The 21,448-nt window shown below is 63.5% G+C and carries 14 protein-coding genes and 4 tRNA genes; 17 read left to right on the top strand and 1 reads right to left on the bottom strand.

The annotated features are described in order from the left end of the window. Positions 1-14 precede the first annotated feature (14 nt). Together pth and ychF are read left to right on the top strand one after the other, a co-directional pair. Positions 15-593 carry an aminoacyl-tRNA hydrolase gene (pth, locus tag PDM29_RS11380; RefSeq protein ID WP_282297226.1) on the top strand — a complete coding sequence of 193 codons (579 nt, stop codon included), beginning with the start codon at positions 15-17 and terminating at the stop codon, positions 591-593. Positions 594-645: 52 nt separating this feature from the next. Continuing rightward, entirely contained in the window at positions 646-1,737 is a 1,092-nt protein-coding gene (gene ychF, locus PDM29_RS11385) for a redox-regulated ATPase YchF (RefSeq protein WP_311190282.1), read from the top strand. Positions 1,738-2,497: 760 nt separating this feature from the next. Here the strand turns inward: ychF and PDM29_RS11390 are convergent. Continuing rightward, positions 2,498-5,236 carry a TonB-dependent receptor plug domain-containing protein gene (locus tag PDM29_RS11390; RefSeq protein ID WP_311190283.1) on the bottom strand — a complete coding sequence of 913 codons (2,739 nt, stop codon included), beginning with the start codon at positions 5,234-5,236 and terminating at the stop codon, positions 2,498-2,500. A 168-nt stretch (positions 5,237-5,404) separates the two neighbouring features. Between PDM29_RS11390 and PDM29_RS11395 the strand changes: the two genes are divergently transcribed. The 15 genes from PDM29_RS11395 to rpsL all read left to right on the top strand — a co-directional run bounded on the left by PDM29_RS11395 (position 5,405) and on the right by rpsL (position 21,436). After that, positions 5,405-6,415, top strand: coding sequence for an isoaspartyl peptidase/L-asparaginase family protein (locus tag PDM29_RS11395; RefSeq protein ID WP_311190284.1), 1,011 nt, complete (start codon positions 5,405-5,407; stop codon positions 6,413-6,415). A gap of 138 nt (positions 6,416-6,553) precedes the next feature. Continuing rightward, positions 6,554-6,639: transfer RNA gene (locus PDM29_RS11400), tRNA-Tyr, on the top strand. Between the two features lie 28 nt (positions 6,640-6,667). Beyond that, a tRNA-Gly gene (locus PDM29_RS11405) sits at positions 6,668-6,741 on the top strand. Positions 6,742-6,788: 47 nt separating this feature from the next. Beyond that, positions 6,789-6,864, top strand: a tRNA-Thr gene (locus tag PDM29_RS11410). Between the two features lie 39 nt (positions 6,865-6,903). After that, positions 6,904-8,094, top strand: coding sequence for an elongation factor Tu (gene tuf / locus PDM29_RS11415; RefSeq protein WP_311190285.1), 1,191 nt, complete (start codon positions 6,904-6,906; stop codon positions 8,092-8,094). Between the two features lie 103 nt (positions 8,095-8,197). Next, positions 8,198-8,273, top strand: a tRNA-Trp gene (locus PDM29_RS11420). Between the two features lie 44 nt (positions 8,274-8,317). After that, positions 8,318-8,725: a preprotein translocase subunit SecE gene (secE, locus tag PDM29_RS11425; RefSeq protein ID WP_311190286.1), complete on the top strand. Its 408-nt coding sequence runs from the start codon at positions 8,318-8,320 to the stop codon at positions 8,723-8,725. 10 nt (positions 8,726-8,735) lie between these two features. After that, positions 8,736-9,299, top strand: coding sequence for a transcription termination/antitermination protein NusG (nusG, locus tag PDM29_RS11430; RefSeq protein WP_311190287.1), 564 nt, complete (start codon positions 8,736-8,738; stop codon positions 9,297-9,299). 243 nt (positions 9,300-9,542) lie between these two features. Continuing rightward, positions 9,543-9,971, top strand: a complete 429-nt coding sequence (gene rplK / locus PDM29_RS11435; protein ID WP_279941644.1) for a 50S ribosomal protein L11 — start codon at positions 9,543-9,545, stop codon at positions 9,969-9,971. A 4-nt stretch (positions 9,972-9,975) separates the two neighbouring features. After that, positions 9,976-10,674: a 50S ribosomal protein L1 gene (rplA, locus tag PDM29_RS11440; RefSeq protein WP_125358616.1), complete on the top strand. Its 699-nt coding sequence runs from the start codon at positions 9,976-9,978 to the stop codon at positions 10,672-10,674. A 328-nt stretch (positions 10,675-11,002) separates the two neighbouring features. Further along, on the top strand, positions 11,003-11,530 hold the full coding sequence (gene rplJ / locus PDM29_RS11445; protein WP_311190288.1) for a 50S ribosomal protein L10: 528 nt from the start codon (positions 11,003-11,005) through the stop codon (positions 11,528-11,530). Between the two features lie 62 nt (positions 11,531-11,592). After that, the gene (gene rplL / locus PDM29_RS11450; protein WP_311190289.1) at positions 11,593-11,958 is read left to right on the top strand and encodes a 50S ribosomal protein L7/L12; all 366 of its coding nucleotides are present in this window, start codon (positions 11,593-11,595) and stop codon (positions 11,956-11,958) included. 291 nt (positions 11,959-12,249) lie between these two features. Then, positions 12,250-16,404: a DNA-directed RNA polymerase subunit beta gene (rpoB, locus tag PDM29_RS11455; protein WP_311190290.1), complete on the top strand. Its 4,155-nt coding sequence runs from the start codon at positions 12,250-12,252 to the stop codon at positions 16,402-16,404. A gap of 89 nt (positions 16,405-16,493) precedes the next feature. Next, positions 16,494-20,717, top strand: coding sequence for a DNA-directed RNA polymerase subunit beta' (gene rpoC / locus PDM29_RS11460; protein ID WP_311190291.1), 4,224 nt, complete (start codon positions 16,494-16,496; stop codon positions 20,715-20,717). 344 nt (positions 20,718-21,061) lie between these two features. Then, positions 21,062-21,436: a 30S ribosomal protein S12 gene (rpsL, locus tag PDM29_RS11465; RefSeq protein ID WP_282298327.1), complete on the top strand. Its 375-nt coding sequence runs from the start codon at positions 21,062-21,064 to the stop codon at positions 21,434-21,436. Positions 21,437-21,448 lie beyond the last annotated feature (12 nt).

Consider the following 21,448-nt stretch of genomic DNA (forward strand, 5'->3'; position numbering starts at 1 on the left):
TGCTGGAAGGGACGATGGCAGGATTGCGACTGATCGTCGGTCTGGGCAACCCCGGATCGGAACACGCCCGGACCCGGCACAATGCCGGGTTTCATTTCGTTGAGGCCCTGGCTGAAAAAGCCGGCGCACGCTGGAGCGTGGACAGCAAGCTGTTCGGCGAGACCGCCAAGGTCGAGATTGCCGGCCAGCCGGTGTGGCTGCTCAAGCCCGCCACTTTCATGAACCTCAGTGGTAAATCGGTCACCGCCGCACAGCGGTTCTGGAAGATCGAGCCCGAGGACACCCTGTTGGCGCACGACGAACTGGACCTCGCCCCCGGTGTGGCGCGGCTGAAGTTCGACGGTGGCCACGGTGGCCAGAATGGCCTGCGCGATACCATGCGCCTGCTCGGCCACGGCAAGTTCCATCGTCTGCGCCTGGGCATCGGCCATCCCGGTCACAAGGACCGCGTGGTGGGCTGGGTGCTGGGGCGTCCGTCCAAGGACGATGACGTGCTGATGGCCCGCGCCATCGATGACGCCATCGATGTGTTGCCGCTGGCGGTCCAGGGCGACTACAACGAAGCCATGAAGCGACTGCACACCCCGAAATAATCACGGCGTACCGACCCACGGTCGGTATCTGCCCCACCAGAGGTTGTCAAAGATGGGTATCAAATGCGGCATCGTCGGTCTGCCCAACGTCGGCAAGTCGACCCTGTTCAACGCGCTGACCAAGGCGGGCATCGCCGCGGCCAACTTCCCGTTCTGCACGATTGAACCGAACGTCGGCATCGTGCCGGTGCCGGACCCGCGCCTGAACGAGCTGGCGGCGATCATCAACCCGCAGAAGGTCATTCCGACCGCGGTCGAGTTCGTCGACATCGCCGGCCTGGTGGCCGGTGCCGCCAGCGGTGAAGGCCTGGGCAACAAGTTCCTGGCCCACATCCGTGAAGTGGACGCGATCACCCACGTGGTGCGCTGCTTCGAGCACGGCGACATCGTGCACGTGGCCGGCAAGGTCGACCCGATCGCCGACATTGAAACCATCGACATCGAACTGGCCCTGGCCGACCTGGACAGCGTCGAAAAGGCGCTGAACCGCGCCGAGCGCGCCGCCAAGGGCGGCGACAAGGAAGCGACCGCACGCAAGCCGGTGCTGGCCAAGCTGCAGGCCGCCCTGGCCGACGGCAAGGCCGCGCGTTCGGTCGGCCTGGACGACGAGGAAAAGGCGCTGATCCGCGACCTGTTCCTGCTCACCATCAAGCCGGTGATGTACATCGCCAACGTGCTGGAAGACGGTTTCGACAACAACCCGCACCTCGAGGCCGTGCGTGCGCACGCCGCCGCCGAAGGCGCGATGGTGGTGCCGGTGTCGGCGGCGATTGAAGAAGAACTTTCGCAGCTGGACGACGAAGACCGCGACACCTTCCTGGCCGACCTCGGCCTGACCGAGCCCGGCCTGAACCGCGTGATCAATGCGGCCTACAGCCTGCTGGGCCTGCAGACCTACTTCACCGCCGGCGTCAAGGAAGTCCGTGCCTGGACCGTGCGCAAGGGTGCCACCGCTCCCCAGGCTGCTGCGGTCATCCACACCGACTTCGAGAAGGGCTTCATCCGCGCTGAAACCATCGCGTATGCCGACTTCATCAAGTACAAGGGCGAAGCCGGTGCCAAGGAAGCCGGTCGCCTGCGACTGGAAGGCAAGGAATACCGCGTGCAGGAAGGCGACATTCTGCACTTCCGCTTCAACGTCTGATCGCATCCGCGATGGATGTCCACAACGCCCCGCCATCGTGCGGGGCGTTGTGCTTTTGGGGGGTGGTGAAAAATTGATCGCGTGTTCAAAGCACTGGCGCGCAACGTTCAGCGGAGTTGTCCACAGCAAACTCCCACGGCTTTCCACGTGCGGTGTGGAAAACCTGCACAATGCGTGGACAAAAAATCACCATGCATTGAAAGCATTGTGGCGTGTGGCTCACACACAGTTGTCCACAGCAAACTCCCATCGCTTTCCACGTGTGGTGTGGAAAACGTGGGGCGTCTGGGTGTGGTCAAAAATTAATCAGGCGCTTGAAAGCGTTGCAGGCGCGATGTCTGGATGGGTTATCCACATCATTCTCCCGGAGCATTCCACATGCCATGTGGAAAAGTAGCGATACGCCATGCGTGTCGTCGAACGTTCGCGGTGACGGCAACAGCCGGTTTCGATCCCGGGTCATGCGTTACCGGATGTTGAGCGGTTCACGGCCGTCGTCTGTCGACCGACGCTACCGGCCCCAGGTGTTTCTGATTTTCTATGGCCACCGACTCTCTGTCAGGGGCGGGACGGGGTGGGTTTGCGGGACACTCGGCGCCATGGATGGCGTCCGAGTAGCCTCCATGGATGGATTCACGGCGTGTCCCGCAAACCCACCCCGTCCCGCCCAAGCACGGGAGCAGATGCCCGCCGGTTTTTCGCACGAATCCAGCAGCAGCCACGCAGGGCGTGGCTCTACGGGATCCGTGCAATCAGGCGTTCAAAGCGCGGAGCCGCCGAACTTGTGCGTGTACTGCAGGTTGATCGTGCGTCCCACGGAGTCGAACCAGCTGACGTCGTAGTAGGGGTACGACGTGTAGGTCGCATCCTTCGGCGGCATCTTGTTGAACAGGTTGACCACCGACAGCGACACACGCGAATGGTCGTCGAAGCGGTACTGCAGCGACAGGTTGTAGCGGTAGGTCGCTTTCACCCACGGGCTGTCGCCGCTGTCCCAGTCGAAGCTCTGGTCGTAGCTGTCGTAGGTCGGCAGCCGGCCCAGGCGCGAGCCGTACAGCGTTGCCGACCACGCCGACTGTTCCCAGGTGAGGCTGGCGCTGGTCTTGGTGCGCGGAATGTCGAAACCGCTGTTCACCGCGAACTGGTCCTCCACCGCGTCGCCCGCGTACTGCTGGAAGTCGTGGGTCTTCACCCAGGTGTGGTTGCCGCTCAGGATGAAGTCGCCCACGCCCGTCGTCAGCCGGTAGCGCAGCCCCACGTCGATGCCCTGGGTGCGTTCGCGCGCCACGTTGATCGGGCTCACGTGCACCCCGTACAGGCGACCGTCGTCGGTGCGCGTCACCCGGCTGACCGCATCCACGCAGGTCGGCGAGGCCGCATCCGCATCGCCCAGGCGGCAGGCCGCCTCGTCGCGCAGGATCGCGCTCACGTCCATGTCCTGCACCTGGTCGCGCATGTCGATGTTGAACCAGTCCACCGACAGATCCAGTCCGATCGCCGGCGACCACACCAGACCCGCGCTCCACGACGTGCTGGTCTCCGGGTCCAGCTGGCGGTTGCCCGCGCGCGAGCGGATCAGGTTCTCCTCGTAATCGGAGCAGTCGTCCGCCCCATCCAGCGCGCAGGCGTAGTAGTCATTCGCACTGGTCTCGTCATTGCCCGGGCCCGCATACACGTAGTGCAGATCCGGCGCGCGGAAGGCGGTGCCGTAGGAGCCGCGCACCAGCAGCGTGTCCAGCGGACGCCACTCGATGCCGCCGCTCCAGGTCGCCTTGCCGATCGTGTTGCCCGAATAGCGGTACTGGTCGTAGCGACCCGCCACGCTGAGGTTCAGCGTCTCCAGCAGCGGCAGGCGCAGTTCCGCCGCCGTCGCCCAGCGGTTGCGACTGCCATGGCCGTCCGAATCCTTCCAGCTGTAGTAGTAGTACTGCGTCGCCAGCGGGTCCGGGTTCAGCGCGTAGGACTGGTTGCCGAACTCCGCGGTCGCCGCAAAGCCGGCCTTGCCGCCCGGCAGCGTGAACAGCTCGCCGTTGGTCAGGGTCAGGGCTGCCGTGCTGGTGCGCGACTTCGGCGTATACGTTGTGCGCGCGGCAATGCTGTCGTACTCGGCGCGGGTCAGCGGCTGGTACAGCCGTGCCGGGTCGGCGTTGTAGATCGGGAAGCCGTCGTCGTCCTCGCCCAGCTGCGGTCCCAGGAACAGGTCGTTGGCCTTGGCGGCGATGATCTGCGGCCAGCGGATGCTGGACTGGTACTGCGAATGGCTCAGCGAGGCCTCGTAGTCCCACGCGCCGGTCAGGGTGCCCTTGAAACCGGTGGTGATGCTGAAGGTCTTCTGGGTGCTGCGCACCATGCCGTTGCGCAGCCCACCCATCTCCTCCGGCGAGAACTGGCGCTGCCAGAACTCGACCTGGTCGGTAGCCTGGTTGTAGAAGTAGCCATCCTCATTGCCGTCGGCGGCCATGCGGCCCCATTGGGTCACGTCGCGCATCAGGGCGATGTCGTGGTAGCCCAGCTGCACGTCGGCGAACCATTCCGCGCCGTTGTCGAAGGCGTAGCGCAACGAGGCATAGCCGTTGGCCCCGCGGCGCTTGCTCAGGATCGTGCCGTAGCCGATCGAGCGGTTGCTGCCGCAGTAGAAGCCGTAGCGGGGACGCTCGGCGTAATAGGTGCTGTCACGGTTCTGTCCGGCCAGGGCGTCACAGGTGGCCTGGCCCGGGTCCAGGTAGTCATCGTTGTAGTCGGTGCGCAGGTACGCACGACGTGCCGCACGCGCGCTTTCGGTGGGCGCGTCCAGGGTCGAATCCTGCTGCTCGCGCTCGTACGCCCACAACGGCGTCTGCGACTGCAGCTCCAGGCTGTAGACGGCACTGAACCGACCGGCGTCGAAGCCGCTGGCCACGCTCATGTCGAACGACTCGCCACCGCCTTCGGTGGTGGTGCCCATGCGCACGTCCACCGTGGTGCCGTCCACCTGCTTCTTCAGGATGAAGTTGACCACGCCGGCGATCGCGTCCGAACCGTAGATGGCCGAGGCACTGCCGGTCAGTACTTCAATCCGCTCGATCATGCCCAGCGGAATGTTGGACACGTCGGTGAAGTTGCTGCGGCCCTGGAACGGCATCGGGAAGTCGGCAATGCGACGGCCGTTGACCAGCACCAGGGTGTGGTTCGGGCCCAGCCCGCGCAGGTCCACCTGCTGTGCGCCCGGCGAGAAGTCCGCGCCGCTGGCCGACTGCTGGCTCTGGGTTTCACCGCCGTTCTGGGTCATCGAGCGCAGCACGTCCGGCACGCTGGTGAAGCCGCTGGCCTGGATCTGCTCGGCGGTGATCACGGTCACCGGAGCCGGCCCCTCCACCTGGGCGCGCGGAATGCGCGAGCCGGTCACCTGCACCGTGTCCAGCTGCTGCACGTCAGGGGCCGCCGGGGACTGGGCCGCTGCTGCGGCGGACACACCCATCAACGCCAGCTGGATCGACCACGCCATCGCCTGTTTACGCATGAGAATTCTCAAGAAGAAAAGTCGGCCTCAGGGGAGGCCTGGCCCCCATTCACATTCGGAATGGACGGCGCGCATTTAACGCCTTTTTTACGTCAGCCGCCAGCGGCCCTGCTTCAGCTTGCTCAGGCTGCGGCATGATGTGCCTCACTTTCCTTCCGGGCCCTGTTCATGTTGCTTCGTTCCCGCCTGCTGCTCGCCTTCTGCCTGGTGCCCTCGTTGGCCTGGGCGGCCGATCCGGTTCTGGTCATCCATGGTGGGGCGGGGGTCCAGCGCAAGGACCTGAGTCCGGCCGAAGCGCAGGTGGCGCGCGAGGCGCTGCGCAGGGCCCTGCTCGCAGGCCACGAGGTGCTCGGGGCGGGCAAGCCGGCACTGGATGCGGTCACTGCCGCCATCACCGTGCTGGAGGACGATCCCACCTTCAATGCCGGCAAGGGGGCGGTGTTCACCCATGACGGGCGCAATGAGCTGGACGCCGCGCTGATGGACGGGGCGACCCTCAAAGCCGGTGCGGTCGCTGGCGTGCAGCGGGTACGCAATCCGATCCGGTTGGCCGAGGCGGTGATGCAGCATTCGCCCCACGTGATGATGGTGGGGCAGGGGGCCGAGGCCTTCGCCGAGAGCCAGCGCATTCCGCTGGTCGACCCGTCCTACTTCCGCACCGAAAAGCGCTGGCAGCAGCTGCAGCGGGCCCTGAAAGAGGAGGCCGGCGGCCAGGCGCACGCAGATTTCGAAACCGCACGTCATTTCGGCACCGTAGGCGCGGTGGCGCTGGATGTGCAGGGCCATCTGGCCGCAGGTACGTCCACCGGCGGCATGACCAACAAGCGATACGGTCGCGTCGGTGACTCGCCGATCATCGGGGCCGGCACCTATGCCAATGCGACGTGTGCCGTCTCCGGCACCGGCTGGGGCGAGTTCTACATCCGCACTGCTGCGGCCTACGACATCTGTGCGCGCATGCAGTATCTGAAGCAGTCACCGGCCGAAGCGGGCCGCGCCGTCATCAATGAACGCATTCCGGCGCTGGGCGGTGACGGTGGGGCAATCGTGCTGTCCGCAGAGGGTGTCGCAGCCACCCCGTTCAATACCCAGGGCATGTATCGGGGCTGGATTGGACGCGATGGCGTGCCGCATGTGGCGATCTTCGATGACGAGCGCCTGCCGCTGCCGGGTGAATGAGCCCGTCGCAGAAGGAAATTTTCACTTCGTGTGAAAAAGTTGAAAAAGATTGTTGACAGAACCCCGATTCATCCCCAAAATTGCGGGCTCTTCCACCCCACACCGAAAACGCTTCGGCACGACGGGACAGGGTGGTAAGGAGGGATACCCAAGCGGCCAACGGGGGCAGACTGTAAATCTGCTGGCTTACGCCTTCGGTGGTTCGAATCCACCTCCCTCCACCAGTTTCATGTTGTGGCAAGAGCTTCCGATGCGGGAGTAGTTCAATGGTAGAACCTCAGCCTTCCAAGCTGATGGTGCGGGTTCGATCCCCGTCTCCCGCTCCATTGAATGAGTTTGAATATATTCAAATTCATGCCATAATACAAAACTCGCTCACGTAGCTCAGTCGGTAGAGCACCTCCTTGGTAAGGAGGAGGTCGAAGGTTCGATTCCTTTCGTGAGCACCATCTTAAGTGCACCATTCAGACGATTCGAGATAAGCAGCCATGGCCAAGGGTAAGTTCGAGCGCACCAAGCCGCACGTCAACGTCGGCACCATCGGTCACGTCGACCACGGCAAGACCACGCTGACCGCCGCACTGACCAAGATCGGTGCCGAGCGCTTCGGTGGCGAGTTCAAGGATTACTCCGCGATCGACGCCGCGCCGGAAGAAAAGGCACGTGGCATCACGATCTCGACCGCGCACGTCGAATACGAATCCCCGACCCGTCACTACGCCCACGTTGATTGCCCGGGCCATGCTGACTACGTCAAGAACATGATCACCGGTGCTGCCCAGATGGACGGCGCGATCCTGGTGTGCTCGGCCGCTGACGGCCCGATGCCGCAGACCCGCGAACACATCCTGCTGTCGCGTCAGGTCGGCGTGCCGTACATCGTGGTCTTCCTGAACAAGGCTGACATGGTCGACGACGCCGAGCTGCTCGAGCTGGTCGAAATGGAAGTGCGTGAACTGCTGAGCAAGTACGACTTCCCGGGCGACGACACCCCGATCATCGCGGGTTCGGCTCGTCTGGCGCTGGAAGGCGACCAGAGCGACATCGGCGTGCCGGCCGTGATCAAGCTGGTTGAGGCGCTGGATTCCTGGATTCCGGAACCGGAACGCGACATCGACAAGCCGTTCCTGATGCCGGTGGAAGACGTGTTCTCGATCTCGGGCCGCGGCACCGTGGTGACCGGTCGTATCGAGCGCGGCATCATCAAGGTCGGCGACGAAATCGAAATTGTCGGTATCCGTCCGGTCCAGAAGACCACCGTCACCGGCGTGGAAATGTTCCGCAAGCTGCTGGACCAGGGTCAGGCAGGTGACAACGCCGGTCTGCTGCTGCGTGGCACCAAGCGTGACGACGTCGAGCGTGGCCAGGTGCTGTCCAAGCCGGGTTCGATCAAGCCGCACACCACCTTCGACGCCGAAGTGTACGTGCTGTCGAAGGACGAAGGCGGCCGTCACACCCCGTTCTTCAAGGGCTACCGCCCGCAGTTCTACTTCCGTACCACCGACATCACCGGTGCGGTTGAACTGCCGGAAGGCGTGGAAATGGTCATGCCGGGCGACAACATCAAGATGGTCGTCACCCTGATCAACCCGGTCGCCATGGACGAAGGCCTGCGCTTCGCAATCCGCGAAGGTGGTCGTACCGTCGGTGCCGGCGTGGTCTCCAAGATCATCGCGTAATACAGTACGAACCGGCGGCAGCACAGCGCTGCCGGTCTCGCGAACGGCGGGCCGGGAACCTCGGTCCGCCTTCGCCGTCTAAGGGAAGGGTGTTTTTCAACGTACGCCAGTAGCTCAATTGGCAGAGCAGCGGTCTCCAAAACCGCAGGTTGGGGGTTCGAGTCCCTCCTGGCGTGCCACTTTCTCCTTCCAGCGGCCATGCCGCCACAGCAGCCAGAGCCGGATGAACAGCAAGATCGAGCATTCCAAGGACACCGCCGCTTCCGGTGGTGACATTGTCAAATACGCCGCCGCAGTGCTCCTGGCACTCGCGGGTCTTTTTGCTTGGTTCTGGTTCGGTGCGCCCGAAAACGCATCGCAGAGCGCCTGGTCTGGTCCGCTGCGCGGCCTTGGCGTGATCGCCGGCCTGCTGGCTGGCCTGGCCGTGTTCATGCTGACCGCCAAAGGTCGCGACACCCGTGAGTTCCTGTCCGAATCGCGCTTCGAGCTGCGCAAGGTGGTCTGGCCGACCCGCCAGGAAGCCATCCGCATGACCTGGGTGGTGATGGTGGTGGTGACCATTCTGAGCCTGCTGCTGGGCGGTTTCGATTACCTGATTCAGCTGGCGACCCAGTGGTTCCTGGGCCGATAAGGAGAAACCTGTGAAGCGTTGGTATGTGGTTCACGCCTATTCAGGCTTCGAAAAATCCGTGGCACAGGCGCTGCGTGATCGTATCGTCACCCATGAGAAGCAGGAGCTGTTCGGCGACGTTCTGGTTCCGACCGAAGAAGTCGTTGAAATGCGTTCCGGCCAGAAGCGCCGTTCCGAGCGCAAGTTCTTCCCGGGCTACGTGCTGGTGCAGATCGAGACCCACGACGAGAACGGCATTCCGCGCATCGACAACGAAAGCTGGCACTTGGTCAAGGAAACTTCCAAGGTCCTGGGCTTCATCGGTGGTACGGCCGACCGTCCGCTGCCGATTGCCGACGTCGAGGCCGAGCGCATTCTGAACCGCGTTCAGGAAGGTGTCGAGAAGCCGCGCCCGAAGGTTCTGTTCGAGCCGGGCCAGATGGTCCGCGTCACCGAAGGTCCGTTCAACGACTTCAACGGTGTCGTCGAAGAGGTCAACTACGAGAAGAGCCGCATCCGCGTGTCGGTGCTGATCTTCGGTCGCGCCACCCCGGTCGAGCTCGAGTTCGGCCAGGTCGAGAAGCAGGTCGGCTGACCGCTGCGCCCAACCCGGGCGCTGTTGTAGCGACGGGCCATGCCCGTCGACGGACCTGCCCCATTCAGACAGCCCTCCCAAAACCTGTTATCATGCGCGGCTTCCTGTCAGGAAGCTGACAAAAGCAAGGGCCGCCGCAAGGTGGCCTTCTGCGTGAATTCAAAACGCGATGCCGGGACGCGACATTCCCGGTCCGATGGGGAGCCTGTTGTCGCAAGGCGCTAGCACCCGGAGAGCACTCAAATGGCAAAGAAAGTTGTCGGTTACATCAAGCTGCAGGTGAAGGCCGGTCAGGCCAACCCCTCGCCGCCGGTCGGTCCTGCGCTGGGTCAGCGCGGCCTGAACATCATGGAATTCTGCAAGGCCTTCAATGCCGCCACGCAGAAGCTTGAGCCGGGTCTGCCGGTTCCGGTGATCATCACGGCCTATTCGGACCGTACGTTCACCTTCATCACCAAGAGCACCCCGGCCACCACCCTGCTGAAGAAGGCCGCCGGCATCTCGTCCGGCTCCAAGCGCCCGAACACCGACAAGGTGGGCAAGGTGACCCGCAAGCAGCTGGAAGAAATCGCCAAGGCGAAGGAACCGGATCTGACTGCCGCCGACCTGGACGCCGCCGTGCGTACGATCGCTGGCTCTGCCCGTTCCATGGGCCTCGTGGTGGAGGGTTAAGAAGATGGCACAGACCAAGCGTGAGAAGGCCATCAAGGCCGCAGTCGTTCCGGGCAAGTCCTACGGCTTCGAAGAAGCGATCAGCATCCTGAAGTCCGCCACCAAGGCCAAGTTCGTCGAGTCGATCGACGTCGCCGTGCGCCTGGGCGTGGACGCCAAGAAGTCCGACCAGCAGGTCCGCGGCTCCACCGTGCTGCCGGCCGGTACCGGCAAGTCGGTCCGCGTCGCCGTGTTCGCTCCGGCCGGTGCCAAGGCTGATGAAGCCCTGGCCGCTGGCGCTGAAGCCGTCGGTATGGACGATCTGGCCGAGAAGATGCAGGCCGGCGATCTGAACTACGACGTCGTCATTGCCACCCCGGACGCCATGCGCGTTGTCGGTAAGCTGGGCACCGTGCTGGGCCCGCGCGGCCTGATGCCGAACCCGAAGGTCGGCACTGTTTCGGCCAACCCGGGCGAAGCTGTGAAGAACGCCAAGTCGGGTCAGGTCCGTTACCGCACCGACAAGGCTGGCATCATCCACTGCACCATCGGCAAGGCCGACTTCGCCGAAGACGCGCTGAAGTCGAACCTGACCGCGCTGCTGCTGGACCTGATCAAGGCCAAGCCGGCTACCTCGAAGGGCACCTACCTGCAGAAGGTTTCGGTCAGCTCGACGATGGGCCCGGGCGTCACCGTCGACCAGTCGTCGCTGACCCTGAAGTAAGTGTTTGAAGCGGGCACGGACCCTCGGGTTCGTGTCCGTGACATTTGAAGGCATCGGATCGGGGTCCGCCCCGTGAAGACAGCCGTCAAAGACCGCAGGCGCGGTGCATGCACCGCTTAATCGGTTCCCCCGGGAATCAACCTGCGTAGATGGTGCCCTTCTGGAGTTTTTCTGGTTTACGCACGTCTGGGGTTACCCAGGTTGGCCATCCAGGTCTAGAACGGCCCACCCTTGGAGCATCAATCCGATGCTCCCGGCATCCAGGACGGAGGCCGCCCAGGACCGCACACGGCAGGAGCCGTAAGCGGAGTTCAATTGGAGGAGTGCAATGGCTCTCAATCTGTCCCAGAAGCAAGAAGTAGTCGCCGAGGTCGCGGAAGTCGCTGCCAAGGCTCACTCCTTGATCGCAGCCCACTACGCCGGCACCACGGTCGCGCAGATCACCAAGATGCGCGAACAGGCCCGCAAGGAAGGCGTGTTCTTGAAGGTTGTCAAGAACACCCTGGCCGAGCGTGCGGTGAAGGGTACTGAATTCGAAGCTGCAGCGGCCAAGTTCACCGGCCCGATGCTGTTCGCGTTCTCGCTCGACGAGCCCGGCGCTGCCGGTCGCGTCATCAAGGAAGCTACCAAGGGCAACGACAAGCTGCAGCCGCAGCTGGTTGTCATCGGTGGCGAAGTGTTCCCGGCAAGCCACGTTGACGTGCTGGCTTCGCTGCCGACCCGCGATCAGGCCCTGGCCATGCTGGCCCGCGTCCTGACCGAGCCGGTGACGATGTTCGCCCGCGCTGTCAAGGCTGTTGGCGAGAAGCAGGACGGTGGCGCTGTCGCCGCCGAGCCGGTCGCCGAAACCGCCTGATTCGCTTGTTACGTGGTTCCTGACGGAACCTAACCCAGAAAAATCATCCAAAGGTAATCAAAATGTCCCTTACCAACGAACAGATCGTCGACGCCATCGCCGAAAAGTCCCTGATGGAAGTGATGGAGCTGGTCAAGGCCATCGAAGAGAAGTTCGGCGTCTCCGCCGCTGCTCCGGTCGCCGTTGCCGCTGCCGGCCCGGCCGCTGCTGTTGAAGAGCAGACCGAATTCACCGTCACCCTGAAGACTGCCGGCGACAAGAAGGTCGAAGTCATCAAGGCCGTCCGCGCCCTGACCGGCCTGGGCCTGAAGGAAGCGAAGGACCTGGCCGAAGCCGGTGGCGTCATCAAGGAAAACATTTCCAAGGAAGACGCCGAGAAGGCCAAGAAGGACCTGGAAGCTGCTGGCGCGACTGTCGAAGTCAAGTAAGCAGTTCCTTGCGTCGCCATCGAATCACGGCGATGCAGCCAAGGCTGGGGGCGTAAGCCCCCGGCCTTTGGTCGTTGTTGCAACACCAAGCCCAACACGGGCTGCCGTCCTGCTCCGTCACGGCCGCGCCAAGCGCGCCAGCGGGGTAGGGGATGCAGACGAGTTGGCAGTTGGAAGTAGCAGGAGAAGGCGTGCTGGTGCCGGCAATACCAGCGACTTCCAACTGACAATTTAAATGTTCCCTTCGAGCCGTACCCTCAGGTACGGCCCGCACAGCCAAGGTGAGACCTCATGACGTCCTATTCGTTCACCGAAAAGAAGCGTATCCGCAAGGACTTCGGCAAGCAGCGCTCGATTCTCGAAGTGCCGTTCCTGCTGGCCATCCAGGTGGATTCCTACCGCGAGTTCCTGCAGGAAAACATCGATCCGGCCAAGCGCCGTGATCTGGGCCTGCACGCCGCCCTCAAGTCGGTCTTCCCGATCGCCAGCTACAGCGGCAACGCCGCGCTGGAATACGTCGGCTACAAGCTGGGCGAACCGGTCTTTGACGAACGCGAATGCCGCCAGCGTGGCATGAGCTACGGCGCGCCGCTGCGCGTGACCGTGCGCCTGGTCATCTACGACCGTGAGTCGTCGACCAAGGCCATCAAGTACGTGAAGGAGCAGGAGGTCTATCTGGGCGAAATCCCGCTGATGACCGACAACGGCACCTTCATCGTCAACGGCACCGAGCGCGTCATCGTCTCGCAGCTGCACCGCTCGCCGGGCGTGTTCTTCGACCACGACCGTGGCAAGACCCACAGCTCGGGCAAGCTGCTGTACAGCGCCCGCATCATTCCTTACCGCGGCTCCTGGCTGGACTTCGAGTTCGACCCGAAGGACGCCCTGTTCACCCGTATCGACCGTCGCCGCAAGCTGCCGGTGTCGATCCTGCTGCGCGCCCTGGGCTACAGCAACGAAGAAATGCTCGCGCAGTTCTTCGAGATCAACACCTTCCACATCAATCCGGACGAAGGCGTGCAGCTGGAGCTGGTCGCCGAGCGTCTGCGCGGTGAGACCCTGAACTTCGACCTCGCCGATGGCGACAAGGTCATCGTTGAGGCCGGCAAGCGCATCACCGCGCGTCACGTCAAGCAGCTGGAAGCCTCGGGCATTGCCGCCCTGGCCGTGCCGGACGACTACATCGTCGGCCGCATCCTGTCGCACGACGTGGTCGACGCCGCCACCGGCGAACTGCTGGCCCAGGCCAACGACGAAATCACCGACGAGCAGCTGCAGGCCTTCCGCAAGGCCGGCGTGGATGCCGTGGGCACCCTGTGGGTGAACGATCTGGATCGTGGTCCGTACCTGTCCAACACCCTGCGCATCGATCCGACCAAGACCCAGCTCGAAGCGCTGGTCGAAATCTATCGCATGATGCGTCCGGGCGAGCCGCCGACCAAGGACGCCGCGCAGAACCTGTTCCACAACCTGTTCTTCACCTTCGAGCGCTACGACCTGTCCACGGTCGGCCGCATGAAGTTCAACCGTCGCGTCGGCCGCAAGGAAGTCACCGGCGAAGCCGTGCTGTATGACAGCAAGTACTTCGGCGAGCGCAACGACGAAGAATCCAAGCGCCTGGTCGCCGAGCACGGCGACAGCTCCGACATCCTGGACGTGATCAAGGTCCTGACCGAGATCCGCAACGGTCGCGGCGTGGTCGATGACATCGATCACCTGGGCAACCGTCGCGTGCGTTCGGTCGGCGAAATGGCCGAGAACGTGTTCCGCGTCGGCCTGGTCCGCGTCGAGCGCGCGGTCAAAGAGCGCCTGTCGATGGCCGAGTCGGAAGGCCTGACCCCGCAGGAGCTGATCAACGCCAAGCCGGTTGCTGCTGCGATCAAGGAATTCTTCGGTTCCTCGCAGCTGTCGCAGTTCATGGACCAGAACAACCCGCTGTCGGAAGTCACGCACAAGCGTCGCGTCTCGGCCCTGGGCCCGGGCGGCCTGACCCGCGAGCGCGCCGGCTTCGAAGTGCGCGACGTGCACCCGACCCATTACGGCCGCGTCTGCACCATCGAAACGCCCGAAGGCCCGAACATCGGCCTGATCAACTCGCTGGCCGTGTACGCCCGCACCAACCAGTACGGTTTCCTTGAAACCCCGTACCGCAAGGTCGTGGACGGCAAGGTCCTGGACGATATCGAGTTCCTTTCGGCGATCGAAGAGAACGAGTACGTCATCGCCCAGGCCAATGCCCTGACCGATGCCAAGAGCGTGCTCACCGAGCAGTTCGTGCCGTGCCGCTTCCAGGGCGAATCGCTGCTGAAGCCGCCGGCGGAAGTCCACTTCATGGACGTCTCGCCGATGCAGACCGTCTCCATCGCAGCGGCGCTGGTGCCGTTCCTGGAGCACGATGACGCAAACCGTGCACTGATGGGCGCGAACATGCAGCGTCAGGCCGTTCCGACCCTGCGCGCTCAGAAGCCGCTGGTGGGTACCGGTATTGAACGCGCCGTGGCACGTGACTCCGGTGTGACCGTCAATGCCCGTCGTGGTGGCGAGATCGTGCAGATCGACGCTGGCCGCATCGTGGTCAAGGTCAACGAGGACGAGATCACCGACGCCAGCGATGCCGGCGTGGATATCTACAACCTGATCAAGTACACCCGCTCCAACCAGAACACCTGCATCAACCAGCGTCCGCTGGTGGAAGTGGGCAACGTGGTGGCGCGTGGCGACGTGCTGGCTGACGGTCCGTCCACCGACATCGGCGAACTGGCTCTGGGCCAGAACATGCTGATCGCCTTCATGCCGTGGAACGGCTACAACTTCGAAGACTCCATCCTGCTCTCCGAGCGCGTGGTGGAAGAGGATCGTTACACCACGATCCACATCGAAGAGCTGACCTGCGTCGCGCGTGACACCAAGCTGGGGCCGGAAGAAATCTCCGCCGACATCCCGAACGTGTCCGAGCAGGCGCTGAACCGCCTGGACGAATCCGGCGTGGTGTACATCGGTGCCGAAGTGCGCGCCGGCGACATCATGGTCGGCAAGGTCACGCCGAAGGGCGAAAGCCAGCTGACCCCGGAAGAGAAGCTGCTGCGCGCGATCTTCGGCGAGAAGGCCTCTGACGTGAAGGACAGCTCGCTGCGCGTGCCGCCGGGCATGGACGGCACCGTCATCGACGTGCAGGTCTTCACCCGTGATGGCATCGAGAAGGACAAGCGTGCGCGCCAGATCGAGGAAAACGAGATCAAGCGCGTCAAGAAGGACTTCGACGACCAGTTCCGCATCCTCGAAGCAGCCATCTACGCCCGTCTGCGTTCGCAGATCGTCGGCAAGGTGGTCAACGGTGGCGTCAACCTGAAGAAGGGCGACACCATCTCCGACGCCTACCTGGACGGCCTGAAGAAGGCTGACTGGTTCGCGCTGCGCATGAAGGACGAGGACGCCTCGGAAGCCATCGAACGCGCCCAGAAGCAGATCCAGGCGCACGAGAAGGAATTCGAGCGTCGCTTCGCCGACAAGCGCGGCAAGATCACCGCGGGCGACGACCTGGCTCCGGGCGTGCTGAAGATGGTCAAGGTGTTCCTGGCCGTGAAGCGTCGCATCCAGCCGGGTGACAAGATGGCAGGCCGCCACGGCAACAAGGGTGTGGTGTCCAACGTGGTGCCGGTCGAGGACATGCCGTACATGGCCTCGGGCGAAACCGTGGACATCGTGCTGAACCCGCTGGGCGTGCCGTCGCGTATGAACATCGGCCAGATTCTGGAAGTGCACCTGGGCTGGGCAGCCAAGGGCCTGGGTCGCAAGATCCAGCGCATGCTGGAAGCCCAGTCGGCACTGAACGACCTGCGCAAGTTCCTCGACGACATCTATAACCACGACAAGACCCAGCATGCCAACCAGGTGGATCTGTCGCAGTTCAGCGATGAAGAGCTGCTGCGTCTGGCCCAGAACCTGACCGACGGCGTGCCGATGGCCACCCCGGTGTTCGACGGTGCCACCGAAGCGGAAATCAAGCGCATGCTGGAACTGGCCGACCTGCCGAGCAGCGGTCAGACCCAGCTGTACGACGGCCGCACCGGTGAAGCCTTCGACCGCCACACCACGGTCGGCTACATGCACTACCTGAAGCTGAACCACCTGGTCGACGACAAGATGCACGCCCGTTCGACCGGTCCGTACTCGCTCGTCACCCAGCAGCCGCTGGGCGGCAAGGCGCAGTTCGGTGGCCAGCGCTTCGGTGAAATGGAAGTCTGGGCGCTGGAAGCCTACGGCGCGGCCTACACCCTGCAGGAAATGCTGACGGTGAAGTCCGATGACGTGCAGGGCCGCAACCAGATGTACAAGAACATCGTCGACGGTGAGCACGAGATGGTCGCGGGCATGCCGGAATCCTTCAACGTGCTCGTGAAGGAAATCCGCTCGCTGGCCATCAACATGGAACTGGAAGACAACTGATCGTGCAGGCGCGGCTGCCCTGGCAGCCGCGCCGCCGGAAGTGATCGCACAGCCCATCGACAAAGATTTCCTCCTTTCGGAGAAACACCATGAAAGACCTGCTCAACCTCTTCAACCAGCAGCGCCAGACGCTGGACTTCGACGCGATCAAGATCGCGCTGGCCTCGCCGGACCTGATCCGTTCGTGGTCCTTCGGCGAAGTGAAGAAGCCGGAAACCATCAACTACCGTACCTTCAAGCCGGAGCGTGACGGCCTGTTCTGCGCCGCCATCTTCGGACCGGTCAAGGACTACGAGTGCCTGTGCGGCAAGTACAAGCGCATGAAGCACCGCGGCGTGGTCTGCGAAAAGTGCGGCACCGAAGTGACCCTGGCCAAAGTGCGCCGTGAGCGCATGGGCCACATCGACCTGGCCTCGCCGGTCGCGCACATCTGGTTCCTCAAGTCGCTGCCGTCGCGCATCGGCCTGATGCTGGACATGACCCTGCGTGACATCGAGCGCGTGCTGTACTTCGAAGCCTATGTGGTGACCGAGCCGGGCCTGACCGCCCTGGAGCGCCGCCAGCTGCTGACCGAAGAACAGTACCTGCAGGCGCGCCAGGAGCACGGCGACGACTTCGACGCCGCCATGGGCGCAGAAGCCGTGTACGAACTGCTGCGCACCATCGACCTGCAGTCGGAAATGACCCGCCTGCGCGAAGAAATCGCCAGCACCGGTTCGGAAACCAAGCTCAAGCGCCTCACCAAGCGCATCAAGCTGGTCGAAGCCTTCCTGGAATCGGGCAACCGTCCGGAATGGATGGTCATGACCGTGCTGCCGGTGCTGCCGCCGGACCTGCGTCCGCTGGTTCCGCTGGACGGCGGCCGCTTCGCGACCTCCGACCTGAACGACCTGTACCGCCGCGTCATCAACCGTAACAACCGTCTGCGCCGCCTGCTCGAGCTGAACGCGCCGGACATCATCGTGCGCAATGAAAAGCGCATGCTGCAGGAATCGGTCGATGCGCTGCTGGACAACGGCCGTCGCGGCCGTGCCATCACCGGCACCAACAAGCGCCCGCTGAAGTCGCTGGCCGACATGATCAAGGGCAAGCAGGGTCGCTTCCGTCAGAACCTGCTGGGCAAGCGCGTCGACTACTCGGGCCGTTCGGTCATCGTGGTCGGTCCGTACCTGCGCCTGCACCAGTGCGGCCTGCCGAAGAAGATGGCGCTGGAACTGTTCAAGCCGTTCGTGTTCGCCAAGCTGCAGCGTCGTGGCCTGGCCACCACCATCAAGGCCGCCAAGAAGCTGGTCGAGCGCGAAGAAGCTGAAGTCTGGGACATCCTGGAAGAAGTCATCCGCGAACACCCGGTCATGCTGAACCGTGCGCCGACCCTGCACCGTCTGGGCATCCAGGCGTTCGAGCCGGTGCTGATCGAAGGCAAGGCCATCCAGCTGCACCCGCTGGTGTGTACTGCGTTCAACGCCGACTTCGACGGTGACCAGATGGCCGTCCACGTGCCGCTTTCGCTGGAAGCCCAGCTGGAAGCGCGTGCGCTGATGATGTCGACCAACAACATTCTGTCGCCGGCCAACGGCGAGCCGATCATCGTGCCGTCGCAGGACGTGGTGCTGGGTCTGTACTACATGACCCGCGCCCTGGAAAACAAGAAGGGCGAGGGCATGGCCTTCGCCAACATCGCCGAAGTCAAGCGCGCCTATGACAACCGCGTGGTGGAACTGCACGCCAAGGTCAAGGTCCGCATCACCGAAGTGATGACCGACGAGGAAGGCAACAAGCAGAACAAGACCTCGATCGTGGACACCACGATCGGTCGCGCCCTGCTGGCTGAAATCCTGCCGGAAGGCCTGCCGTTCGCGCTGGCCAACGTCGAACTGACCAAGAAGAACATCTCGCGCCTGATCAACTCCAGCTACCGTCAGCTGGGCTTGAAGGACACGGTCGTGTTCGCCGACAAGCTGATGTACACCGGCTTCGCCTACGCAACCCGCGCCGGCGTGTCGATCGGTATCGACGACATGCTGATCCCGGACGAAAAGCGCGGCATCCTCACCGAGGCCGAAGCCGAAGTGCTGGAAATCCAGGAGCAGTACCAGTCGGGTCTGGTCACCGCTGGCGAGCGCTACAACAAGGTGGTCGACATCTGGTCGCGCACCAACGAACGCATCGCCAAGGCGATGATGGACACCATCGGTACCGAGAAGGTCGTCAATGCCAAGGGTGAGACCATCGACCAGAAGTCGATGAACTCGCTGTACATCATGGCCGACTCCGGTGCGCGTGGTTCGCAGGCGCAGATCCGTCAGCTGGCCGGCATGCGTGGCCTGATGGCCCGTCCGGACGGCTCGATCATCGAAACGCCGATCAAGGCGAACTTCCGTGAAGGCCTGAACGTGCAGGAGTACTTCAACTCCACCCACGGTGCCCGTAAGGGTCTGGCCGATACCGCGCTGAAGACCGCGAACTCGGGTTACCTGACCCGTCGTCTGGTCGACGTGGCGCAGGACGTGGTCATCACCGAAGTGGACTGCGGTACCACCGAAGGCCTGACCATGACCCCGATCGTGGAAGGCGGCGACGTCGTCGAACCGTTGAAGGACCGCGTGCTGGGTCGTGTCGTGGCCGAGGACGTGTTCCTGCCGGGCAACGACGAAGATCCGATCGTGACCCGCAACACCCTGCTGGACGAACAGTGGGTGGCCAAGCTGGAAGACGCCGGCGTGCAGAGCATCAAGGTGCGCTCGACCATCAGCTGCGAATCCGCGTTCGGCGTGTGCTCCAACTGCTACGGCCGCGACCTGGCCCGTGGTCACCTGGTCAACATCGGTGAAGCGGTCGGCGTCATCGCCGCGCAGTCGATCGGTGAGCCGGGTACCCAGCTCACCATGCGTACCTTCCACATCGGTGGTGCGGCATCGCGTGCGGCTGCCGTGGACAACATCACGGTGAAGACCACCGGTTCGGTGAAGTTCAACAACCTGAAGTCGGTCGAACACGCCAGTGGTTCGCTGGTGGCCGTGTCGCGCTCGGGCGAAATCTCGGTGCTCGATGCCCACGGCCGTGAGCGTGAGCGTTACAAGCTGCCGTACGGCTCGATGATCGCGTCGAAGGACGGTGATGCAGTGAAGGCTGGCCAGACCGTGGCCAACTGGGATCCGCATAACCACCCGATCGTGTCCGAAGTGGCCGGTTTCATCCGCTTCATCGACTTCATCGACGGCGTCACCGTCATCGAGAAGACCGACGAACTGACCGGCCTGGCTTCGCGCGAAATCACCGATCCGAAGCGTCGCGGTTCGCAGGCGAAGGATCTGCGTCCGATCGTGCGCATCGTGGATGCCAAGGGCAACGACCTGAGCATTCCGGGCACCGACCTGCCGGCGCAGTACCTGCTGCCGCCGCGCTCGATCGTCAACCTGCAGGACGGCGCTGCCGTCGGCGTGGGCGACGTGGTTGCCAAGATCCCGCAGGAAGCGTCCAAGACCCGTGACATCACCGGTGGTCTGCCGCGCGTGGCCGATCTGTTCGAAGCCCGCAAGCCGAAGGATCCGGCGATCCTGGCCGAGCGTTCGGGCATCATCAGCTTCGGCAAGGACACCAAGGGCAAGCAGCGCCTGATCATCAAGGACACCGATGGTTCCGAGCACGAAGAGCTGATTCCGAAGTACCGTCAGGTCATCGTGTTCGAAGGCGAGCACGTGACCAAGGGCGAAACCATCGTGGACGGCGAACCGAGCCCGCAGGACATCCTGCGTCTGCTGGGCGTCGAGCCGCTGGCCGCCTACCTGGTCAAGGAAATCCAGGACGTGTACCGCCTGCAGGGCGTGAAGATCAACGACAAGCACATCGAGGTGATCACCCGCCAGATGCTGCGCAAGGTTGAGATCACCGACCAGGGCAGCAGCAAGTTCCTGAATGGCGAGCAGGCCGAGCGCCAGCGCGTCATCGAGGAAAATGCCCGTCTGTCGGCCCGCAACGAGCTGATCGCCCGTTTCGATCCGGTCCTGCTGGGTATCACCAAGGCCTCGCTGGCCACCGAGTCGTTCATTTCGGCGGCGTCGTTCCAGGAAACCACCCGCGTGCTGACCGAAGCGGCCGTTCGCGGCACCTCGGACAACCTGCGCGGCCTGAAGGAAAACGTCATCGTCGGCCGTCTGATCCCGGCCGGTACCGGTCTGGCGTACCACGCCAACCGTCGCCGCAATGCCACGGGCCTGACCGAATCGGAGCTGCAGACCCTGGTTGGCACCCCGGCGGTGGCCGAGGCCCCGGCCGTGGAAGCGTCCACCGACGCCGAGTCGAACGAAGACTGATGTAGAGCCGGGCTTGCCCGGCTGCTTTTCGCGAAACCCTGCCCAGCTGAACCGGGCAGGGCACGGCACCCGGCGGCAGCCGCTGGATTAACTGCCGCCGATGCTGTAGGATGCCCGCCGGTCCTCGAAAGGGGGCTGGTAGACACCCTGAACGGGGGACAAGGAAGCTAAGGTGCCCCAGTAACGGCCCAGGATCAGGGCTGGCCTTCCGTGCGCGCGGTTGACCGTGTTTTCGGGGGGTTGCTACAATCGTCTGTCTCGGCAGGTCCGTTTTTTGGGCCTGCTTGCACATTTCCGCACTCCTGGCCGTTTTTCCCTCGGCCTCTCTTCAGAAGAACATACTGATGGCGACGATCAATCAGCTTGTCCGCAAGCCGCGGCAGGCAACCACTTATAAGAGTGCCTCGCCGGCACTTGATAAGTGCCCGCAGCGCCGTGGCGTCTGCACCCGCGTGTACACCACCACCCCGAAGAAGCCGAACTCGGCCCTCCGCAAGGTTGCCAAGGTCCGCCTGACCAACCAGGAAGAGGTCATCAGCTACATCGGTGGCGAAGGCCACAACCTGCAGGAGCACTCCGTGGTCCTGATCCGCGGCGGTCGCGTCAAGGACCTGCCGGGTGTGCGTTACCACACCGTTCGTGGTTCGCTCGATGCCTCGGGCGTCGCCAAGCGCCGCCAGGCCCGTTCCAAGTACGGCGCCAAGCGTCCGAAGAGCTAAGGGAAAGTACAC

It is taken from the genome of Stenotrophomonas oahuensis (assembly GCF_031834595.1).
In the GTDB taxonomy this organism is placed as follows: domain Bacteria; phylum Pseudomonadota; class Gammaproteobacteria; order Xanthomonadales; family Xanthomonadaceae; genus Stenotrophomonas; species Stenotrophomonas oahuensis.

What these genes read in the sequence shown, in the direction of transcription:
- rpoB (WP_311190290.1), top strand. Translation starts at nt 12,250, where the DNA reads ATGACGTCCTATTCGTTCACCGAAAAGAAGCGTATCCGCAAGGACTTC.
- tuf (WP_311190285.1), top strand. Translation starts at nt 6,904, where the DNA reads ATGGCCAAGGGTAAGTTCGAGCGCACCAAGCCGCACGTCAACGTCGGC.
- rplJ (WP_311190288.1), top strand. Translation starts at nt 11,003, where the DNA reads ATGGCTCTCAATCTGTCCCAGAAGCAAGAAGTAGTCGCCGAGGTCGCG.
- PDM29_RS11395 (WP_311190284.1), top strand. Translation starts at nt 5,405, where the DNA reads ATGTTGCTTCGTTCCCGCCTGCTGCTCGCCTTCTGCCTGGTGCCCTCG.
- secE (WP_311190286.1), top strand. Translation starts at nt 8,318, where the DNA reads ATGAACAGCAAGATCGAGCATTCCAAGGACACCGCCGCTTCCGGTGGT.
- ychF (WP_311190282.1), top strand. Translation starts at nt 646, where the DNA reads ATGGGTATCAAATGCGGCATCGTCGGTCTGCCCAACGTCGGCAAGTCG.
- rplA (WP_125358616.1), top strand. Translation starts at nt 9,976, where the DNA reads ATGGCACAGACCAAGCGTGAGAAGGCCATCAAGGCCGCAGTCGTTCCG.
- PDM29_RS11390 (WP_311190283.1), bottom strand. Translation starts at nt 5,236, where the DNA reads ATGCGTAAACAGGCGATGGCGTGGTCGATCCAGCTGGCGTTGATGGGT.
- rpsL (WP_282298327.1), top strand. Translation starts at nt 21,062, where the DNA reads ATGGCGACGATCAATCAGCTTGTCCGCAAGCCGCGGCAGGCAACCACT.
- rpoC (WP_311190291.1), top strand. Translation starts at nt 16,494, where the DNA reads ATGAAAGACCTGCTCAACCTCTTCAACCAGCAGCGCCAGACGCTGGAC.
- rplK (WP_279941644.1), top strand. Translation starts at nt 9,543, where the DNA reads ATGGCAAAGAAAGTTGTCGGTTACATCAAGCTGCAGGTGAAGGCCGGT.
- pth (WP_282297226.1), top strand. Translation starts at nt 15, where the DNA reads ATGGCAGGATTGCGACTGATCGTCGGTCTGGGCAACCCCGGATCGGAA.
- rplL (WP_311190289.1), top strand. Translation starts at nt 11,593, where the DNA reads ATGTCCCTTACCAACGAACAGATCGTCGACGCCATCGCCGAAAAGTCC.